The sequence below is a fragment of the Rhizobium sp. WYCCWR 11128 genome, assembly GCF_013416305.1.
In the GTDB taxonomy this organism is placed as follows: Bacteria; Pseudomonadota; Alphaproteobacteria; order Rhizobiales; family Rhizobiaceae; genus Rhizobium; species Rhizobium indicum.
Genome location: NZ_JACCEZ010000005.1, coordinates 132,491 through 147,350 on the forward strand (window position 1 = coordinate 132,491; position 14,860 = coordinate 147,350).

The window sequence follows — 14,860 nt, forward strand, 5'->3', positions numbered from 1 at the left end:
ACAATCTGTGGGCGAAGGGGTTGCAGCAGGCGAATGCCAACCGCCGACCGGTGCCGGAGAGACCCATGCCGCTGAAAGCCCTCGCCCTCAACGCCACGCTGAAGAGCAGCGACGCCAAGGAGGCGTCCTCGACCGACCGGATGATCGGTCTTATCGACAAGGCAATGTCCGCACACGGCGTTGTGACCGAAGTGCTCCGCCTTGCCGATTTCAACGTCAAGCCGGGCGTAACCTCCGACGAAGGCCCCGGCGATGATTGGCCTGATATCCGCGCCAAGGTGCTCTCCGCCGATATCCTGCTGATGGCGACGCCGATCTGGCTCGGCCAGCCGTCCAGTGTCTGCAAGCGGGCGCTGGAGCGCATGGACGCCTTCCTCGAGGAAACGGACGAAAATGGCCGTATGGTTTCCTATGGCAGGGTCGCGGCTGTTGCCGTCGTGGGCAATGAGGACGGCGCCCATCATGTATCGGCCGAGCTCTTTCAGGCGCTGAACGACGTCGGCTTCACCATTCCGGCGAATGCGGTCGCCTATTGGGTTGGCGAGGCGATGGGTTCCACCAATTTCGTCGATCTCGACAAGGTGCCGAAGGTCGTGACGAAAGCCGTCGACATGCTGGCGCGCAACACGGCGCATCTTGCGGGCCTGCTGAAGGCAAAACAATATCCGGGCGAGGGCCGCTGAGGTCGCTGGCGATCTGACATTTGCAACGATCAGTTCGCAGTTCGGGGTGCAAAACTCGCCAGACTTCCCACAGGAGAGTTCTAAATTCTAATATATTTCAATATCTTGAAGTGATTTAACAACAAACCTCTTGCCACCTGCGCCATTTAGCGCTTTCATACACTACTAGTTTGATAGACTATGGATGAGCGTGATTGCTCACCTAGTTCTCTTGCGGGGCCGCTGGTTCGGACCCGGATGCCGCGGCAGGTGTTTTGAATGGCCGCATGAACCTCATCAACGCGTGAACCGCTGTTTTATGCGTTGAAACCTCGATCGACCCACGGTGCGGATGAAGCCGCAAAGGAGTTGTGATGACGGTTCAGGGACTCTTTTCCGCCAGAGCCAATGCGGCGGCGCAGATATCAGCCGTACCGCGCATTGCGATCGTCGGGCGCGGCTTTTCCGGCATGATGACGGCTATCGCGCTGATGAAGACGGTGCGCGCGCCCTTCCACCTGCAGCTGTTCGATCCGAATTCGTCGGTCAGCGGTGGGCAGGCGCTGGCCTCAGTCCGTTCCTCGACGATCCTCAACACCCGCGTCCGCGATCTCTCGGTTTCGGTCGGCGACAACGACGATTTCAACGACTGGCTCTGCAGCAATGCCGCCTTCCGCGCCGCCGTGCCGGCCGCCATCCCCGGATTTCGGCAGATCTTCGTGCCGAAGGAGATCTTCAGCGATTATGTCTATCAGCGCTTTTCGGAGGCGCTCGCCGCGCGCAGGGACATCACCGTCCAGGTCTGCAACGATCCGGTGGTGGCGATCCGCAGGAGCCACGGCAACCGCTTCCTGCTCGAAAGCGCCAATCCCGCCAATCCGCTGTTCGATACCGTCATCCTCGCCACCGGCTACGGCCTGACCGCGCCGGATGCCGGCGGTGAGGACGCTTCGCCGGTCCGGGCCCAGCGCCTCGTTGCGCGGCCGCATGCGGTGCTGCTCGGCAGCGGCATCCGCGTCGTCGACCAGCTGCTGCAGCTGCGCGATTCCGGTTATGCCGGCCAGGTGACGATCATTTCCCGGCGCGGCTTCCTGCCCCAGAGCCATACGCCGAATTCCGCCGATCCGGTCTTCCCCGCCGAAGCGCTGCCCCAGAGCCTGCCGGAGATCGTCCGCTTCATCCGTGAAGCCTGTCGCGAGGCCGAGGAAGCGGGACGAAGCTGGCAATCGGTGATGAACGGCCTCAGAAAACATGCCCGCTCGCTCTGGCGCTCGCTGCCGGCGCGCGACAAGCATCAGTTCAACCGCCATCTCAGGGCGATCTATGACAGCCATCGCAACCGCCTGCCGGAAGCCATGCACCTGCGCCTGGGACGCGAACTCGCCGAAGGCCGCACGGTGCTGCGCCGCGGCCGGGCCGGCCGCCGGGGCCTGAGCGGCCTGTTCTTCACACCGGCCGGTTCCGCTGCCGAGGAAGTCATCCATGCCGAGCGCATCTTCGATTGCCGCTGCCAGGCGCCTGATCTTTCAGCACCCTTGATGCAGAGCTTGCTTTCCGCCGGCCTCGCCATGCCGGACGAGCTTTCGCTCGGGCTCGCGGTCAATGCGCGCGGTGAGCCCTTCCTGGAGGATGGTTCGACGGTCGCCGGGCTCTTTGCAGTCGGCCCGCTCGGTCTCGGAAGCCTGCCCGATATCGATCTCGTGCCGGAGATCGTCTCGCAGGCCTATGCCGCTGCCGAGCGGATCAGTGAGAGGTTCTACCCGCAGGTCAAGGCCGTCTGAAATTCGGGCCGTTTCGGAACCATCCGCCCCCTGCTGCGTTATAAAGCGCTGGTGAATCCGAGGGGCCGATGGAAGTGCTGAATCGACATGACACGTCTCTTGACGAAGAGGGACGCTTTCGCCTTCTGGTCGATGCCATCACCGACTACGCTATCTATATGCTGAGCCCCGAAGGCATCGTCACCAGCTGGAATACTGGCGCCCAGCGCTTTAAAGGTTACAAGCCTTCTGAAATTCTCGGCGAGCATTTTTCCCGTTTCTATCTGGAAGAGGACCGCGCTGCGGGAATGCCGGCGCGCGCGCTCGCCACGGCGGCGGAGCAGGGCCGGTTCGAGGGGGAAGGCTGGCGCCAGCGCAAGGATGGAAGCCGCTTCTGGGCGCATGTGATCATCGATCCGATCCGTCGTCCCTCCGGCGAGCTCATCGGCTATGCCAAGATCACCCGCGACCTGACCGAACGCAGAGCAGCTGAACAGACGATCCGCCAGAGCGAGGAACAGTTCCGCCGGCTCGTTCAGGGCGTCTCGGACTATGCGATCTACATGCTCGATCCCCACGGCCATGTCAGCAGTTGGAATTTCGGCGCCGAGCGTATCAAGGGCTATCGACCGCAAGAAATCATCGGCCGGCATTTCTCGACCTTCTATACCCCCGAGGACCGCGAAGCCGGCGTGCCGGAGACCGCGCTCGGCATTGCGCGCGCCGAGGGCCGGTTCGAAAAGGAAGGCTGGCGCGTCCGCAAGGACGGCACCCGTTTTTGGGCCAGCATCGTCATCGACGTCATTCGGGGCGACGACGGCGATGTGCTCGGTTTCGCGAAGATCACCCGCGATATCACCGAGAAGATGGAGACCCAGCGGGCACTGGAGCAGGCGCGCGAAGAGCTCTTCCAGTCGCAGAAGATGGAGGCGATCGGTCAATTGACCGGCGGTATCGCCCATGATTTCAACAATCTTTTGATGGCTGTCCTCGGCAGTCTCGAAATCCTGAAGAAACGCATGCCGCAGGATCTCTCGCTGACATCGCTTGTTGATAATGCCATGCAGGGTGCCCAGCGAGGCGCGGCGTTGACGCAGCGAATGCTGGCCTTTTCCCGCCGGCAGGAACTGCACATGGAGCCGATCGACGTCTCCGGACTGGTCCGTGGCATGATGGATATTCTGAGCCGTTCGCTCGGCCCGCTCACCGTGATCGAGACCTCGTTCCCCGTCAGGCTGCCGACGATCATGACCGATCCGAACCAGCTGGAGATGGCGATCCTGAACCTCGTCGTCAACGCCCGCGATGCGATGCCATCCGGCGGCCGGATCGCGCTTCGCGCTTCCGAGGAATCGGTGCCGTCAGGCAAGAGTCCGCTGCCGCCCGGCCGCTATGTGCGCATCGCGGTGGTCGATGAAGGCGAAGGCATGGATGCAAAGACGGTGGAGCAGGCAATCACGCCGTTCTTCACCACCAAGGGTATCGGTAAAGGCACCGGTCTCGGCCTTTCCATGGTTCAGGGCCTTGCGTCCCAGTCCGGCGGCCGCCTCATCCTGAAGAGCAGCCTCGGCCAAGGCACGACGGCCGAATTGTGGTTCCCGGTCGTCATTGCCGAGCAGGTGACCGCGGTAGCTGCAGACCTGCCGCAACGCGAGGAAAACGCGCCGCGTCGGCTGCGCATCGTCGCCGTCGATGACGATGGTCTGGTGCTGATGAATACGACACTGATGCTCGAGGATCTCGGCCATACCGTATTCGAGGCGATGGCGGGTTCCGAGGCGCTCGACATCCTGCGCAAGCAGCAGGTCGATCTGGTGATTTGCGACCATGCCATGCCGCGCATGACGGGCGCGCAGCTCGCCCAGGCGATCCGCGACGAATGGCCTGATATGCCGATCATCCTCGCAACCGGTTACGCCGAAATCCCCGAAGGGGCAGGCATCGTCGATCTGCCCCGCCTGGGCAAACCCTTCTCGCAGGCGCAGCTCGCCGAGGCGATCAGCCGGATCGCTTCATAAGCGGCGTCGGCTATCCCTCTCACCGCGAAGAATGAACACCAGCAATGCCAGCACCATTGCCGCCAGGGCGTACCAGGTGATCGCGTAGACGAGATGGTTGTTGGGGAAAGCGATGACGGTCAGGCCGCCGACAGGCAGGCCTCCCGGACTGGCAGCCGCATCGGCGTCGATGAAATAGGGCGCGATCGCACCGATGCCGCGCTTTTCAGCGATCGCCGCGACATCGCGCGAATACCAGCGGTCGGCCGCGACGTCATTGGACCGCAGCAGCGATCCCTTCGGCTCCGTCATCCGCATCAGCCCGGTGATCTCGACCCGGCCGGATAGTTCACCCTCGCGGCGCGAGGCCGGGTCGCGCCGGTCGGTCGGCACGAAACCACGATTGATGAGGATTGATGTCCCGTCGGCAAGCGTCAGCGGCGCCAACACCCAATATCCCGGTCCCAGCGCGGTTGAGGCATAGACCAGCGTTTCCTTGTCGTTCGCCAGCATCCCGGCCGCGGTCACCCGCCGATATTCGTCATCAGTGGCATTGACCTGGTCCCAGTCGGCGCGCGCCGGGGCCGGCACGGGTGACGCATGCACACGCTGGTCGACGCGGGCGATGAGGTCGCGTTTCCAAGCCAACCGCTCGACCTGCCAGGTGCCGAGTGCGGAAAGTGCCGCGGCAAGCAGCACCAGGCAGCCGGCGAAGATCGCGCGTTTGACCTGATAATGCCGTCTTTCCGATTTTTCCGAGGGAGCCTGCGGATGACGCTGCCGCCGCCCCTTCGTGACCGTCACGGCATGTTCTTCATCATCTCGGGGCTCATCGGCATCATGTTGGTGTTGAGATGATGCATGACCCAGAGCGAACCGGAGAGCGCGATGGCGACGATGATGAGGGTGAAGATCAGCGCCATGATCGTCCAGCCGCCCTCGCTCCTGGTATTCATGTGCAGGAAGAAGACCATGTGGACGACGATCTGGATCGCACCCAGGCCCATCACCAGAACCGCCGTCAGCGTCGGGCTGGCGAAGACGCCTGACATGACCAGCCAGAAGGGAATGGCGGTCAGGATGACGGAGAGCACGAAGCCCGTCATGTAGCTGCGGAACGTGCCATGGCCGGCCTGATGGCCGTGGCTGTGGCCGTGATGAGCCTCGTGGGCGTCCTCATGTGCAGGTGCTTGCGAACTCATCCGAGAACTCCCAACAGATAGACGAAGGAAAAGACGCCGATCCAGACGACGTCGAGGAAGTGCCAGAACATCGAAAGGCACATCAGGCGGCGGCGGTTGGCCTCGATCAGCCCGTGCATCGATACCTGCACCATCAGCGTGATCAGCCAGATGATGCCGAAGGTGACGTGCAGACCGTGCGTGCCGACGAGCGTGAAGAAGGAGGAGAGGAAGGCGCTGCGCGTCGGCCCGGCGCCTTCATGGATCAGGTGGATGAACTCGTAGAGCTCGAGCCCGATGAAAGCCGCGCCGAACAGGCCGGTCACACCAAGCCAGAACAGCGTTTCCGCCTTTGCGTTCCGCTCCATCTGCAGCATCGCGAAGCCGTAGGTGATCGAGGAGAAGAGCAGCATCGAGGTGTTGAGGGCAACGATCGGTAGATCGAAGAGATCGGCCGGTGACGGGCCGGCGGCATAATTGCGGCCGAGCACGCCATGCGTTGCAAACAGCACCGCGAAGATCAGGCAGTCGCTCATCAGGTACAGCCAGAAACCGAGATTGGTGCTGTTCTCCGGATGATGATCTTCCGTCAGGTAGAATTCAGGCTTTTCGGCCGTGTCGATGGTGTGATCGCTCATGGTCTCTTACACCTGCTCGGCAAGCAGCGCGGTGCGCTTGCCTTCCGTTTCGGTTACCTCTTCGGCGGGGATGTAGAAGTCACGTCTGTAGTTGAAGGTATGGCCGATCGCCACAGCCAGCATGGCGACGAAGGAGACGACGACCAGCCACCACATGTACCAGATCAGGCCGAAGGCGAGTGCGATACTGATGCCCGACAGGATCGCGCCGGTGCCAGTGTTCTTCGGCATGTGGATCGGCCGGAAACCTTCCAGCGGACGCGCGTAACCGCGGTTCTTCATGTCGTACCAGCCGTCATGATCGTGCACGACAGGCGTCAAGGCGAAGTTGTATTCCGGCGGCGGCGAGGAGGTCGACCATTCCAGCGTACGGCCATCCCAGGGATCGCCGCTGTCGTCGCGCAATTCCTCGCGCCTCATGAAGCTGACGACGATCTGGATCAGGAAGGCGGCAATGCCAAGCGCAATCAGGCCGACGCCGAAAGCGGCGATGATGAACCAGATCTGTATCGACGGGTCCTCGAACTGGCTCATGCGGCGGGTGACGCCCATCAGACCCAGCACGTAGAGCGGCATGAAGGCGAACCAGAAGCCGATCTGCCAGAACCAGAAGCTCATCTTGCCCCAGAAGGGATCGAGCTTGAAGCCGAACGCCTTCGGGAACCAGTAGTTCACGCCGGCGAACATGCCGAAGAGTACGCCGCCGATGATGACGTTGTGAAAGTGAGCGATGAGGAACAGCGAATTGTGCAGCACGAAATCGGCAGGCGGCACCGCAAGCATGACGCCGGTCATGCCGCCGATGACGAAGGTCACCATGAAGCCGACCGTCCACAGCATCGGCACCTCATAGCGGATGCGGCCGCGATACATGGTGAAGAGCCAGTTGAACATCTTCGCCCCCGTCGGGATCGAGATGATCATCGTGGTGATGCCGAAGAAGGAGTTGACGCTGGCGCCTGAGCCCATGGTGAAGAAGTGGTGCAGCCAGACGATGTAGGACAGGATCATGATCACGCAGGTCGCGTAGACCATCGAGGCGTAGCCGAAGAGGCGCTTGCCGGAGAAGGTGGCGACGACTTCCGAGAAGATGCCGAAGGCCGGCAGCACGAGGATGTAGACCTCCGGATGACCCCAGATCCAGATGAGGTTGATGTACATCATCGGATTGCCGCCGAGGTCGTTGGTAAAGAAGTTCGTGCCGGCATAGCGGTCGAGCGACAACAGGGCGAGCGTTGCCGTCAGGATCGGGAATGAGGCGACGATCAGCACGTTGGTGCAAAGCGCCGTCCAGGTGAAGACCGGCATCTTCATGAAGGTCATGCCCGGCGCACGCATCTTGACGATGGTGGCGATCAGGTTGATGCCCGAAAGCGTCGTTCCCACACCGGCCACCTGCAGGCCCCAGATATAATAGTCGACGCCGACGCCTGGACTGTAGGCCGCGCCCGACAGCGGCGGGTAGGCGAGCCAGCCGGTCTGGGCGAATTCGCCGATGAACAGCGACAGCATGATGATGATCGCGCCGGCGGTGGTCATCCAGAAAGAGAAGTTGTTGAGGAAGGGGAAGGAGACGTCGCGCGCGCCGATCTGCAACGGCACCACGAAGTTCATCAAACCGGTGACGAAGGGCATCGCCACGAAGAAGATCATGATGACGCCGTGAGCGGTGAAGATCTGGTCGTAATGGTGCGGCGGCAGGTAACCCTCCGAACCGTTGAAGGCGATCGCCTGCTGGATGCGCATCAGGATCGCGTCGGAGAAGCCGCGCAACAGCATGATGACGGCCAGGATCACATACATGATGCCGATCTTCTTGTGATCGACGCTGCAGATCCAGTCCCGCCAGAGCGGGGCCCAGAACTTGAAATAGGTGATGATGCCGAGCAACGCGATGGCGCCGATGACGACGCCGATGAAGGTCACGACCAGGATCGGCTCGTGATAAGGGATGGCATCGAGGGTCAACCGGCCGAAGACGAACTTCAGGAGGTCAGGATTGGAAAACATGGAACAACCCGTTCATTATGTCTTGCGACGCAAAGCGCCAGGTTAATTGTTATTGTTGAGCTGCGCCGGCGCCGGATCGGCGCCATTGCTCATGCCGGGCATGGAATGACCCTGATGTTGCATGTCAGTTCCGGGCATGTTGTGCTGCATGGTGTTGCCGTCGGTACGCTCGGCGGGCTCGCTTCGCGCCGGAGCCCCTGTCGCCGGCACGGTGGCGGCGGGCGCCACGATGCCTTCGTCGGCATAACGGTTGTCATATTGCAGCTTTTCGCGGTTCTCGGCACTTTCCTTGCCGCCGCCGCCCATCATGTCGATGTGCATCATCTCGTTCATGCACATCTTGCCGGGCGTGGCGCACATGTTGAGGATGGCGTTGTAAAGGTCGGCATCGGCGCCGGCATAATAACGCACCGGTTCCTTCTCGCTCGGCTTCTCGAGCTTCAGGTAGGCGTCGCGGTTGAGCATTGTGCCCCGCTGCTTGACCTGCGCCACCCAGGCGTCAAATCCCTCTTGGGTAAGGCCGTGGAACTTGAAGCGCATATGCGAGAAGCCTGCGCCGCTGTAATTGGCGGAGAAGCCCTCATATTCGCCTTCCTTGTTGATGACGGCATGCAGCTTCGTCTCCATGCCCGGCATCGCATAGATCTGGCCGGCAAGGGCAGGTATGTAGAAGGAGTTCATCACCGAGGAGGCGGTGATCTTGAAATTGATCGGCATGTCGACCGGGGCAGCGAGTTCGTTGACGGTGGCGATGCCGAGTTCGGGATAGAAGAACAGCCACTTCCAATCGAGCGCCACGACCTCGACGTTCAACGGCTTGGTATCGGCCGGAATGGCGCGCTCCGCATCGAGGCGGTCGAGCGGGCGGTAGGGATCGAGCTTATGGGTGGAGATCCAGGTGACGGCGCCAAGCGCGATGATGATCGCAAGCGGTGCTGCCCAGATCACGATTTCGAGGCGGGTCGAATGGTGCCATTCCGGCGCATAGGTGGCAGCCGTATTGGAGCGGCGGTAGCGCCAGGCGAAGAACAGCGTCAGGAAGATCACCGGGATGATGATCAAAAGCATCAGCACCGTCGAGATGACGATGAGATCGCGCTGTTGCGCGGCGATGTCGCCGGAGGGCGCCATGACCACCATGTTGCATCCTGCCAGGAAAAGCAGCGGCAAGACGGATAGAAGGCGGGAAAACTTCACCAGTTTTAGCACGTCTCTAAGCTCTTGTTGTTTCGTTCGTTCCGCGACTAACGCACTGAACCGGATAGCGACATGAGGTGTTTGGTCGCAGTGCAGCAATCATGCCGCACTGCGGCACAAATCATGGTGCACTACAGCTTTGGAATCCTGATGATTCAAGAAGGATTCTTTGGCCAGCGCTGTTTCAAATCAATATATCCGCAAGAGGCGGCCAAGCCAGCGTCTCCCGGGAAAAATCGCCGGGCCAATCACGCTATTTTTTCCGCCCAGGCCTCATTTTGAGCCGTGATGATGAACTATTTACGTCTTACGGACTTGATAAGCCTGCGGGTTTGATCAAGATCAGGCTGAGGCGCCTTGGCGAAAGCGCTTCATCGAGGGAGGCGTTTCATGGCTACAACATCGCATTACGGACCGTCATCGTCGTCGCTGGAACGCGACGCGCGGCGCATTCACGACGACAAGCCGGTTTCGCCGGGTAGTATCGCCATCGGCGTGGTGATCGGCCGCATGTCGGAATTCTTCGATTTCTTCGTCTATGGCCTTGCCTCGGTTCTGGTGTTTCCACAGCTGGTCTTCCCCTTCGCGCCGGACAGGCTGACGGGAACGCTCTATTCCTTCGCCATCTTCTCGCTTGCCTTCCTGGCCCGCCCCGTCGGCTCCGTCGTCTTCATGACGATCGACCGGCTGTATGGGCGCGGCACCAAGCTGACGATCGCGCTTTACCTGCTCGGCGGCTCCACGGCCTCGATCGCCTTCCTGCCGGGTTACAACGAGATCGGCGTGTGGTCGATCGCATTGCTGGCGCTCTTCCGTCTTGGCCAGGGCTTCGCGCTTGGCGGCGCCTGGGACGGCCTTGCCTCGCTGCTCGCGCTCAACGCGCCGGCCAAGCACCGCGGCTGGTATGCGATGATCCCGCAGCTCGGCGCGCCGATCGGTTTTGCGCTGGCCAGTACCCTGTTCGGCTATTTCGTCGCCAATCTTTCCAGTGAGGATTTCCTCTCCTGGGGCTGGCGTTATCCCTTCTTCGTCGCCTTCGCGATCAACGTCGTGGCGCTGTTTGCGCGGTTGCGTCTCGTGATGACCAAGGAGTTCGGCACGCTGCTGGAGCAGCACGAGCTGGAAGCAGCCCCCATCCTTGACGTGCTGCGCGTTCATGGCCGCGACATCCTGATCGGCGCCTTCGTGCCGCTCGCGAGTTTTGCCATGTTCCACCTCGTCACCATCTTCCCGCTCGGCTGGATGAGCCTCTATGGCAACCAGCCGATCGGCGCCTTCATGGTGGTGCAGGTGATCGGCGCCGCAGTCGGCATCCTCACGATCATCGCCTCGGGCCTGATCGCCGACCGTATCGGCCGGCGCGCCCAGCTTGCCATCTGCGCCGTCATCATCGCTGTCTTCAGCTTTATCGGGCCGAGCCTGATCGCATCCGGCAACAGCGGCCATGACGCTTTCGTCATCATCGGCTTCGGCGTGCTCGGCCTTTCCTTCGGCCAGGCGACCGGCTCGATCTCGTCCCGCTTCGGCCGCGGCTACCGCTACACGGGTGCCGCCTTCACCTCGGATCTGGCCTGGTTGATCGGCGCGGGTTTCGCGCCACTGGTGGCGCTCAGCCTTTCCAGCCGCTTCGGCCTGACCTTCGTCGGCTACTACCTGCTTTCCGGCGCTGTCTGCACGCTGGCAGCACTTGCCTTCAGCAGGGCGCTGGAGCAGCGCGAATAGGACTTTGCGAGGAAGCCATGCCCGGGAGAGAAGTGGGACCGGATCGTGCAGAGGCTTTGCGGCGAACTCACGAGGCGGCGGCATACGAGGGATGGTTTCTCGAACGGGTCGAGGAAGCAATCCGGGAAGCCGATGATCCGAACGCTGTCTGGATCCCGCATGAAGTCATTAAGGGAGAGATGGCGCGCGAGCGTGCCGAGTTGCTTGCCTTGCTCAAGGATGAGGCCAAGTGAGGATCGTTTGGCCACCCAAATCCTATAGCTGAATCCTACTGCGCCATCTGCGGTTGTTTCGCCGCCCGGGCCGCGGTCAGTTCCGCCGTGGTATGGTTCAGGCGGTCGGCCAGCACCCGCATGATTTCCACGGCCATCTCGGGAAAGTCGCTGAGCAGCTTCAGGAAGTGCTCCTTGCTGATGCGCAGCACCTCGAGCGGTGAGGTGGCACGCACCGTTGCCGTGCGCGAGACATCGCAGAGGATGGCGATTTCGCCGACGATGGAATTGGGTTCGACGTCGGCGACCTTGATCTCGCCCGCCGGCGAGTCGACGACGATATCGGCGGTACCCGAGAGGATGACGTAGGCGGCATCACCGACATCGCCCTGATGAAAGAGGTTCTGCCCGGCCTTGTAGGTCATGCGATCGGAGGTAAAGGCTAAAAGCTTGAGCTTTGCTGGCGCGATCCTTGAAAAGATCGGCACCCTTCGCAGCATTTCGACTTCGTCTCTCAACAGCATGAGCGTTTCAATCCCCTGACGCAGGGTCCGCAGGACCAGGCATCTTCAAACTCCGAGGCGTCCCCATCGGGAACACCCACCATCGCCGCCCCTATAGAATATTACGATAACAGTTCCTTGAACATCCCGTTTTTCTCGGAAAGTTCCGGATAGTTTCCGGCTTCTGCCAATCCGCCGCGGTCGAAGAGGAGGATGCGGTCGAACATCTCTGCCAGCCGGGCATTGGAGAGCACCCAGATGATCGCCGGCCGATGCCCTTCTTCGTGCAGGCCTTCGATGATGTTGCGGGTGATCTGATCCTGAAGGCGCTGGTCAAGCGCCGACAGCGGCCGATTGAAGATGAAATAGTCCGAGCGCTTCAACAGCGCGCGGGCCAGGTTCAGCTTCTGCCGCTGCACCATGGTCAGTCGCTTGCCGCCGGAGCCGACGTCGAATTCGAGACCGATCGACAGCACGTCGTCATAAAGATCGAGCGCATCGAAGAGTTCGCCCATGATGCCGCGGATGCGGTCGGAGGCGTCGGCCTGCTGATAGGCGATACGGCCGAAGAGCACATTGTCCATCAGGCTTGCCGACGGGGTGAAACGCTCGGCGTCGTAGCGCTCGATCAGCTCGGCGAGATCAGCCGGAATATGCTCGTGGAACTGCTTGCGGGCGCTGACGATCTTGTCCATGAGCTCGTCGGTCAGCAAGCCGAAGCGATGGCGCGGCTCGATATAGGCAAAACTCAGCCGGATGATGGCCGAACGTTCCTCTGGCGTGGCGTCCTCGAAGCGGCGGCTTTGCAGCTTCTGCAGCAGCGCCTGATAGGTCGGGATGTCGTCCGCCGTCATGAAGGTCAGCTGCTGGAAGAATGGATGGTCCGGCGGCAGGTCGTGGAAGAGTTCCACCGCATTCTCGGCGATCTCGAGGCCCATGGCGTAGAGATCGGTGCTGAGGCCTGTCTCACGGAAGAGCTGCTGGAAATAGGGATGCGCGGCAAGCCTACGGTTGGTCATCAAAGGCCGCTTCATCGTGCCGAAGAGCAGGTTCTCGCCGACCGTCGCCTGGCCGTTATAGGCATCGAAATCGAAAGGCACGACGATCGTGTCGAGCCCCTCGTCGCGCAGCCGGTCCCTAAGCGAGGCGCGTAGCGCCACGACATGGTCGCCGAGCGCCACATGCACGTCGGTGTTGACGGTCGAGCGCAGCGCCAGATCGAGGATGTCCTGCGAGATCAGGACGGCGTCGAGCACCGGGCGGATCGCTTTCAGAATGTCCTCGGGCCCGCTGGCGCCGGCGGCCTTGTAGTCCACCCAGTCGCTGTTGAGGTCGAGCGTCGGATTGCCGGCCTTCTCCGCCTCGGCGGAATGCCATTTATACTCCAGCGCTTCCCGCTCGTCGTAAACCGGATCGGTCATCGGCGCATGTTTCAGGCCGTAGAGCAGATTGCTGGCGAGCGTGCCGTGGAAGAAGAAGGTGTCGGACGAGGCATAGGAGATCCGACGGCCGGTGATCGATTCCGGCATGTCGAGGAGATCGCGGCCGTCGATGGTGATGCGGCCGGAGTCCGGCCAGACCATGCGGCCGAGCGCTTCGGCGAAGGCTTCCGCGCCGCTGCCGTTCGGCCCGACGATCGCCACCGTCTCGTTCGGCTTGATCTCGACGGAGACGTGGTCGACGAGGCGGGCGCCGCTGTCGTCGGAGAGCGACAGGTTGGTGACGACGAACGCGCCCGTCAGCGCGCCGACCGGGGCGGTTGCGAGTTCCTGGATGCGGCTGTCGATCAGCGGCTCGACATTGAACTGCTCGTAGACCTGCTGATACTTCACCTGCACGTCCTGGCGCATCTGGTCCCAGTCGATCAGTTCCTTCAGCGGGCCGGGCAGGTCCTTGTAGGCTGATATGACGGCGACGAGCTGGCCGATGTCGAGCCGGCCCTGCAGCGCCAGGTAGCCGCCGATCGCATAGAACAGGAAGGGCGTGACCTGGGCGAGGAAGTTGTTGATGAACTTCACCAGGAACTTCCACTGGTAAAGGTCGTAGCGGATCGAGAAGATGCGGCCGAGCCGCGAGGCGATGTCGGCGCGTTCGAGGTTGGATGTGTCGTTGCCGTGGATCGTGCCGATGCCCTCGACGATTTCGCCGACCCGGCCGGAGAGCTCGCGCGCCGTCAGCTGCCGCTGGCGGCCGAGATCCAGCAGGCGCTTGCGCATGCGGGGAATGACGATCGCCTGCACACCGACGATGCCGGCGGCGATCATGCCGAGCCAGAAATTCTGGACGATGATGAAGGCGAGCGCCGTGATCGCCTGGCCGCCGAGAAGCGCAGGGGAGACGAAGGCATCGCCGGTGAAGCCGCCCATGGGCTCCACCTCGTCCTTGATCATGGTGGCGATTTCGGCCGATTTCACCCGCTTGAAGTGAATGGGCGGAAAGCGCAGCACCCGGTCGATCAGCTCGAAGCGGATACGGCGCAGCATGCGCTCGCCGAGCCTGCCCTTATAGGTGTTGATGTAGAACTTGAAGAGGCCGTTCAGCACCACCAGCGCCAGAAACACCAGGCTGAGGGCCATCAGCATCTGGAAGCGGTTGAGCTGCAACCCCTGGAAGAACTCGACATGGCCGATCAGCGGCAGGTCGTAGGCAATGTGCATGAAGGTCTGCGTCGCGCCCGGACCTTCGAAGCCGTCACCCTGGATCGGTCCGTTGACGATCTGCTTCGGCAGGTCGAAGGACAGGAAGTAAGGCACCATCGAGGCGGCGACGACAGCCAGAATCCACAGCTGCTGCAGCCGCGTGTTCTTCCAGATGTAGCGGGCGAGGCTTTTTTCCATGGCTAACCGTCAGCTTGCTGGGAAATTCCGGGGGCGCGATCCGGGCGCCGGGACGGGAAGGAATTTTGAGAACAGGATCATGCAGCCGGACCGCCGATATCGCAATGAAAACAAGGCGAAGCGACCGGCTGCAAAAATGCC

At 61.8% G+C, this 14,860-nt stretch carries 11 protein-coding genes and 1 pseudogene; 5 read left to right on the forward strand and 7 right to left on the reverse strand.

All coding sequences use genetic code 11. The features are described from left to right. Positions 1-65 precede the first annotated feature (65 nt). From HX898_RS17465 to HX898_RS17475, 3 genes are all read left to right on the forward strand, one after another. Complete coding sequence (locus tag HX898_RS17465; RefSeq protein ID WP_171598151.1) at positions 66-683, forward strand: NAD(P)H-dependent oxidoreductase; 618 nt, start codon at positions 66-68, stop codon at positions 681-683. 353 nt (positions 684-1,036) lie between these two features. Next, entirely contained in the window at positions 1,037-2,443 is a 1,407-nt protein-coding gene (locus tag HX898_RS17470; RefSeq protein ID WP_171598150.1) for an FAD/NAD(P)-binding protein, read from the forward strand. A 68-nt stretch (positions 2,444-2,511) separates the two neighbouring features. Beyond that, on the forward strand, positions 2,512-4,440 hold the full coding sequence (locus HX898_RS17475; RefSeq protein WP_171598149.1) for a PAS domain-containing sensor histidine kinase: 1,929 nt from the start codon (positions 2,512-2,514) through the stop codon (positions 4,438-4,440). On the opposite strand, the gene HX898_RS17480 is transcribed toward HX898_RS17475, so the two are convergent. From HX898_RS17480 to cyoA, 5 genes are read right to left on the reverse strand one after another with little or no spacing between them, the layout of a single operon-like run. Continuing rightward, positions 4,435-5,223 carry an SURF1 family protein gene (locus tag HX898_RS17480; RefSeq protein ID WP_180195243.1) on the reverse strand — a complete coding sequence of 263 codons (789 nt, stop codon included), beginning with the start codon at positions 5,221-5,223 and terminating at the stop codon, positions 4,435-4,437. The two genes, HX898_RS17475 and HX898_RS17480, sit on opposite strands and share 6 nt — an antisense overlap. After that, positions 5,220-5,621 carry a cytochrome o ubiquinol oxidase subunit IV gene (cyoD, locus tag HX898_RS17485; protein ID WP_129419331.1) on the reverse strand — a complete coding sequence of 134 codons (402 nt, stop codon included), beginning with the start codon at positions 5,619-5,621 and terminating at the stop codon, positions 5,220-5,222. Before cyoD ends, HX898_RS17480 begins: the two co-directional genes overlap by 4 nt. Next, positions 5,618-6,238, reverse strand: coding sequence for a cytochrome o ubiquinol oxidase subunit III (gene cyoC, locus HX898_RS17490; protein ID WP_028756183.1), 621 nt, complete (start codon positions 6,236-6,238; stop codon positions 5,618-5,620). Before cyoC ends, cyoD begins: the two co-directional genes overlap by 4 nt. 6 nt (positions 6,239-6,244) lie before the next feature. Beyond that, positions 6,245-8,248 carry a cytochrome o ubiquinol oxidase subunit I gene (gene cyoB / locus HX898_RS17495; protein ID WP_138331564.1) on the reverse strand — a complete coding sequence of 668 codons (2,004 nt, stop codon included), beginning with the start codon at positions 8,246-8,248 and terminating at the stop codon, positions 6,245-6,247. 42 nt (positions 8,249-8,290) lie between these two features. Then, positions 8,291-9,457, reverse strand: coding sequence for a ubiquinol oxidase subunit II (cyoA, locus tag HX898_RS17500; RefSeq protein WP_180195244.1), 1,167 nt, complete (start codon positions 9,455-9,457; stop codon positions 8,291-8,293). 378 nt (positions 9,458-9,835) lie between these two features. Here cyoA and HX898_RS17505 point away from each other — a divergent pair, with 378 nt between their 5' ends. Both HX898_RS17505 and HX898_RS17510 read left to right on the forward strand, forming a co-directional pair. Continuing rightward, the gene (locus HX898_RS17505; protein ID WP_180195245.1) at positions 9,836-11,167 is read left to right on the forward strand and encodes an MFS transporter; all 1,332 of its coding nucleotides are present in this window, start codon (positions 9,836-9,838) and stop codon (positions 11,165-11,167) included. Positions 11,168-11,205: 38 nt separating this feature from the next. Further along, a pseudogene (locus HX898_RS17510) lies at positions 11,206-11,400 on the forward strand (hypothetical protein); the annotation flags it as partial. Between the two features lie 35 nt (positions 11,401-11,435). Here the strand turns inward: HX898_RS17510 and HX898_RS17515 are convergent. Together HX898_RS17515 and HX898_RS17520 are read right to left on the reverse strand one after the other, a co-directional pair. After that, positions 11,436-11,903 carry a cyclic nucleotide-binding domain-containing protein gene (locus tag HX898_RS17515; protein ID WP_029872144.1) on the reverse strand — a complete coding sequence of 156 codons (468 nt, stop codon included), beginning with the start codon at positions 11,901-11,903 and terminating at the stop codon, positions 11,436-11,438. 101 nt (positions 11,904-12,004) lie between these two features. Next, on the reverse strand, positions 12,005-14,719 hold the full coding sequence (locus HX898_RS17520) for an ABC transporter transmembrane domain-containing protein (protein WP_138331567.1): 2,715 nt from the start codon (positions 14,717-14,719) through the stop codon (positions 12,005-12,007). Positions 14,720-14,860: the final 141 nt, after the last annotated feature.

What these genes read in the sequence shown, in the direction of transcription:
- HX898_RS17465 (WP_171598151.1), top strand. Translation starts at nt 66, where the DNA reads ATGCCGCTGAAAGCCCTCGCCCTCAACGCCACGCTGAAGAGCAGCGAC.
- HX898_RS17470 (WP_171598150.1), top strand. Translation starts at nt 1,037, where the DNA reads ATGACGGTTCAGGGACTCTTTTCCGCCAGAGCCAATGCGGCGGCGCAG.
- HX898_RS17475 (WP_171598149.1), top strand. Translation starts at nt 2,512, where the DNA reads ATGGAAGTGCTGAATCGACATGACACGTCTCTTGACGAAGAGGGACGC.
- cyoD (WP_129419331.1), bottom strand. Translation starts at nt 5,621, where the DNA reads ATGAGTTCGCAAGCACCTGCACATGAGGACGCCCACGAGGCTCATCAC.
- cyoC (WP_028756183.1), bottom strand. Translation starts at nt 6,238, where the DNA reads ATGAGCGATCACACCATCGACACGGCCGAAAAGCCTGAATTCTACCTG.
- cyoB (WP_138331564.1), bottom strand. Translation starts at nt 8,248, where the DNA reads ATGTTTTCCAATCCTGACCTCCTGAAGTTCGTCTTCGGCCGGTTGACC.
- HX898_RS17505 (WP_180195245.1), top strand. Translation starts at nt 9,836, where the DNA reads ATGGCTACAACATCGCATTACGGACCGTCATCGTCGTCGCTGGAACGC.
- HX898_RS17515 (WP_029872144.1), bottom strand. Translation starts at nt 11,903, where the DNA reads ATGCTGTTGAGAGACGAAGTCGAAATGCTGCGAAGGGTGCCGATCTTT.
- HX898_RS17520 (WP_138331567.1), bottom strand. Translation starts at nt 14,719, where the DNA reads ATGGAAAAAAGCCTCGCCCGCTACATCTGGAAGAACACGCGGCTGCAG.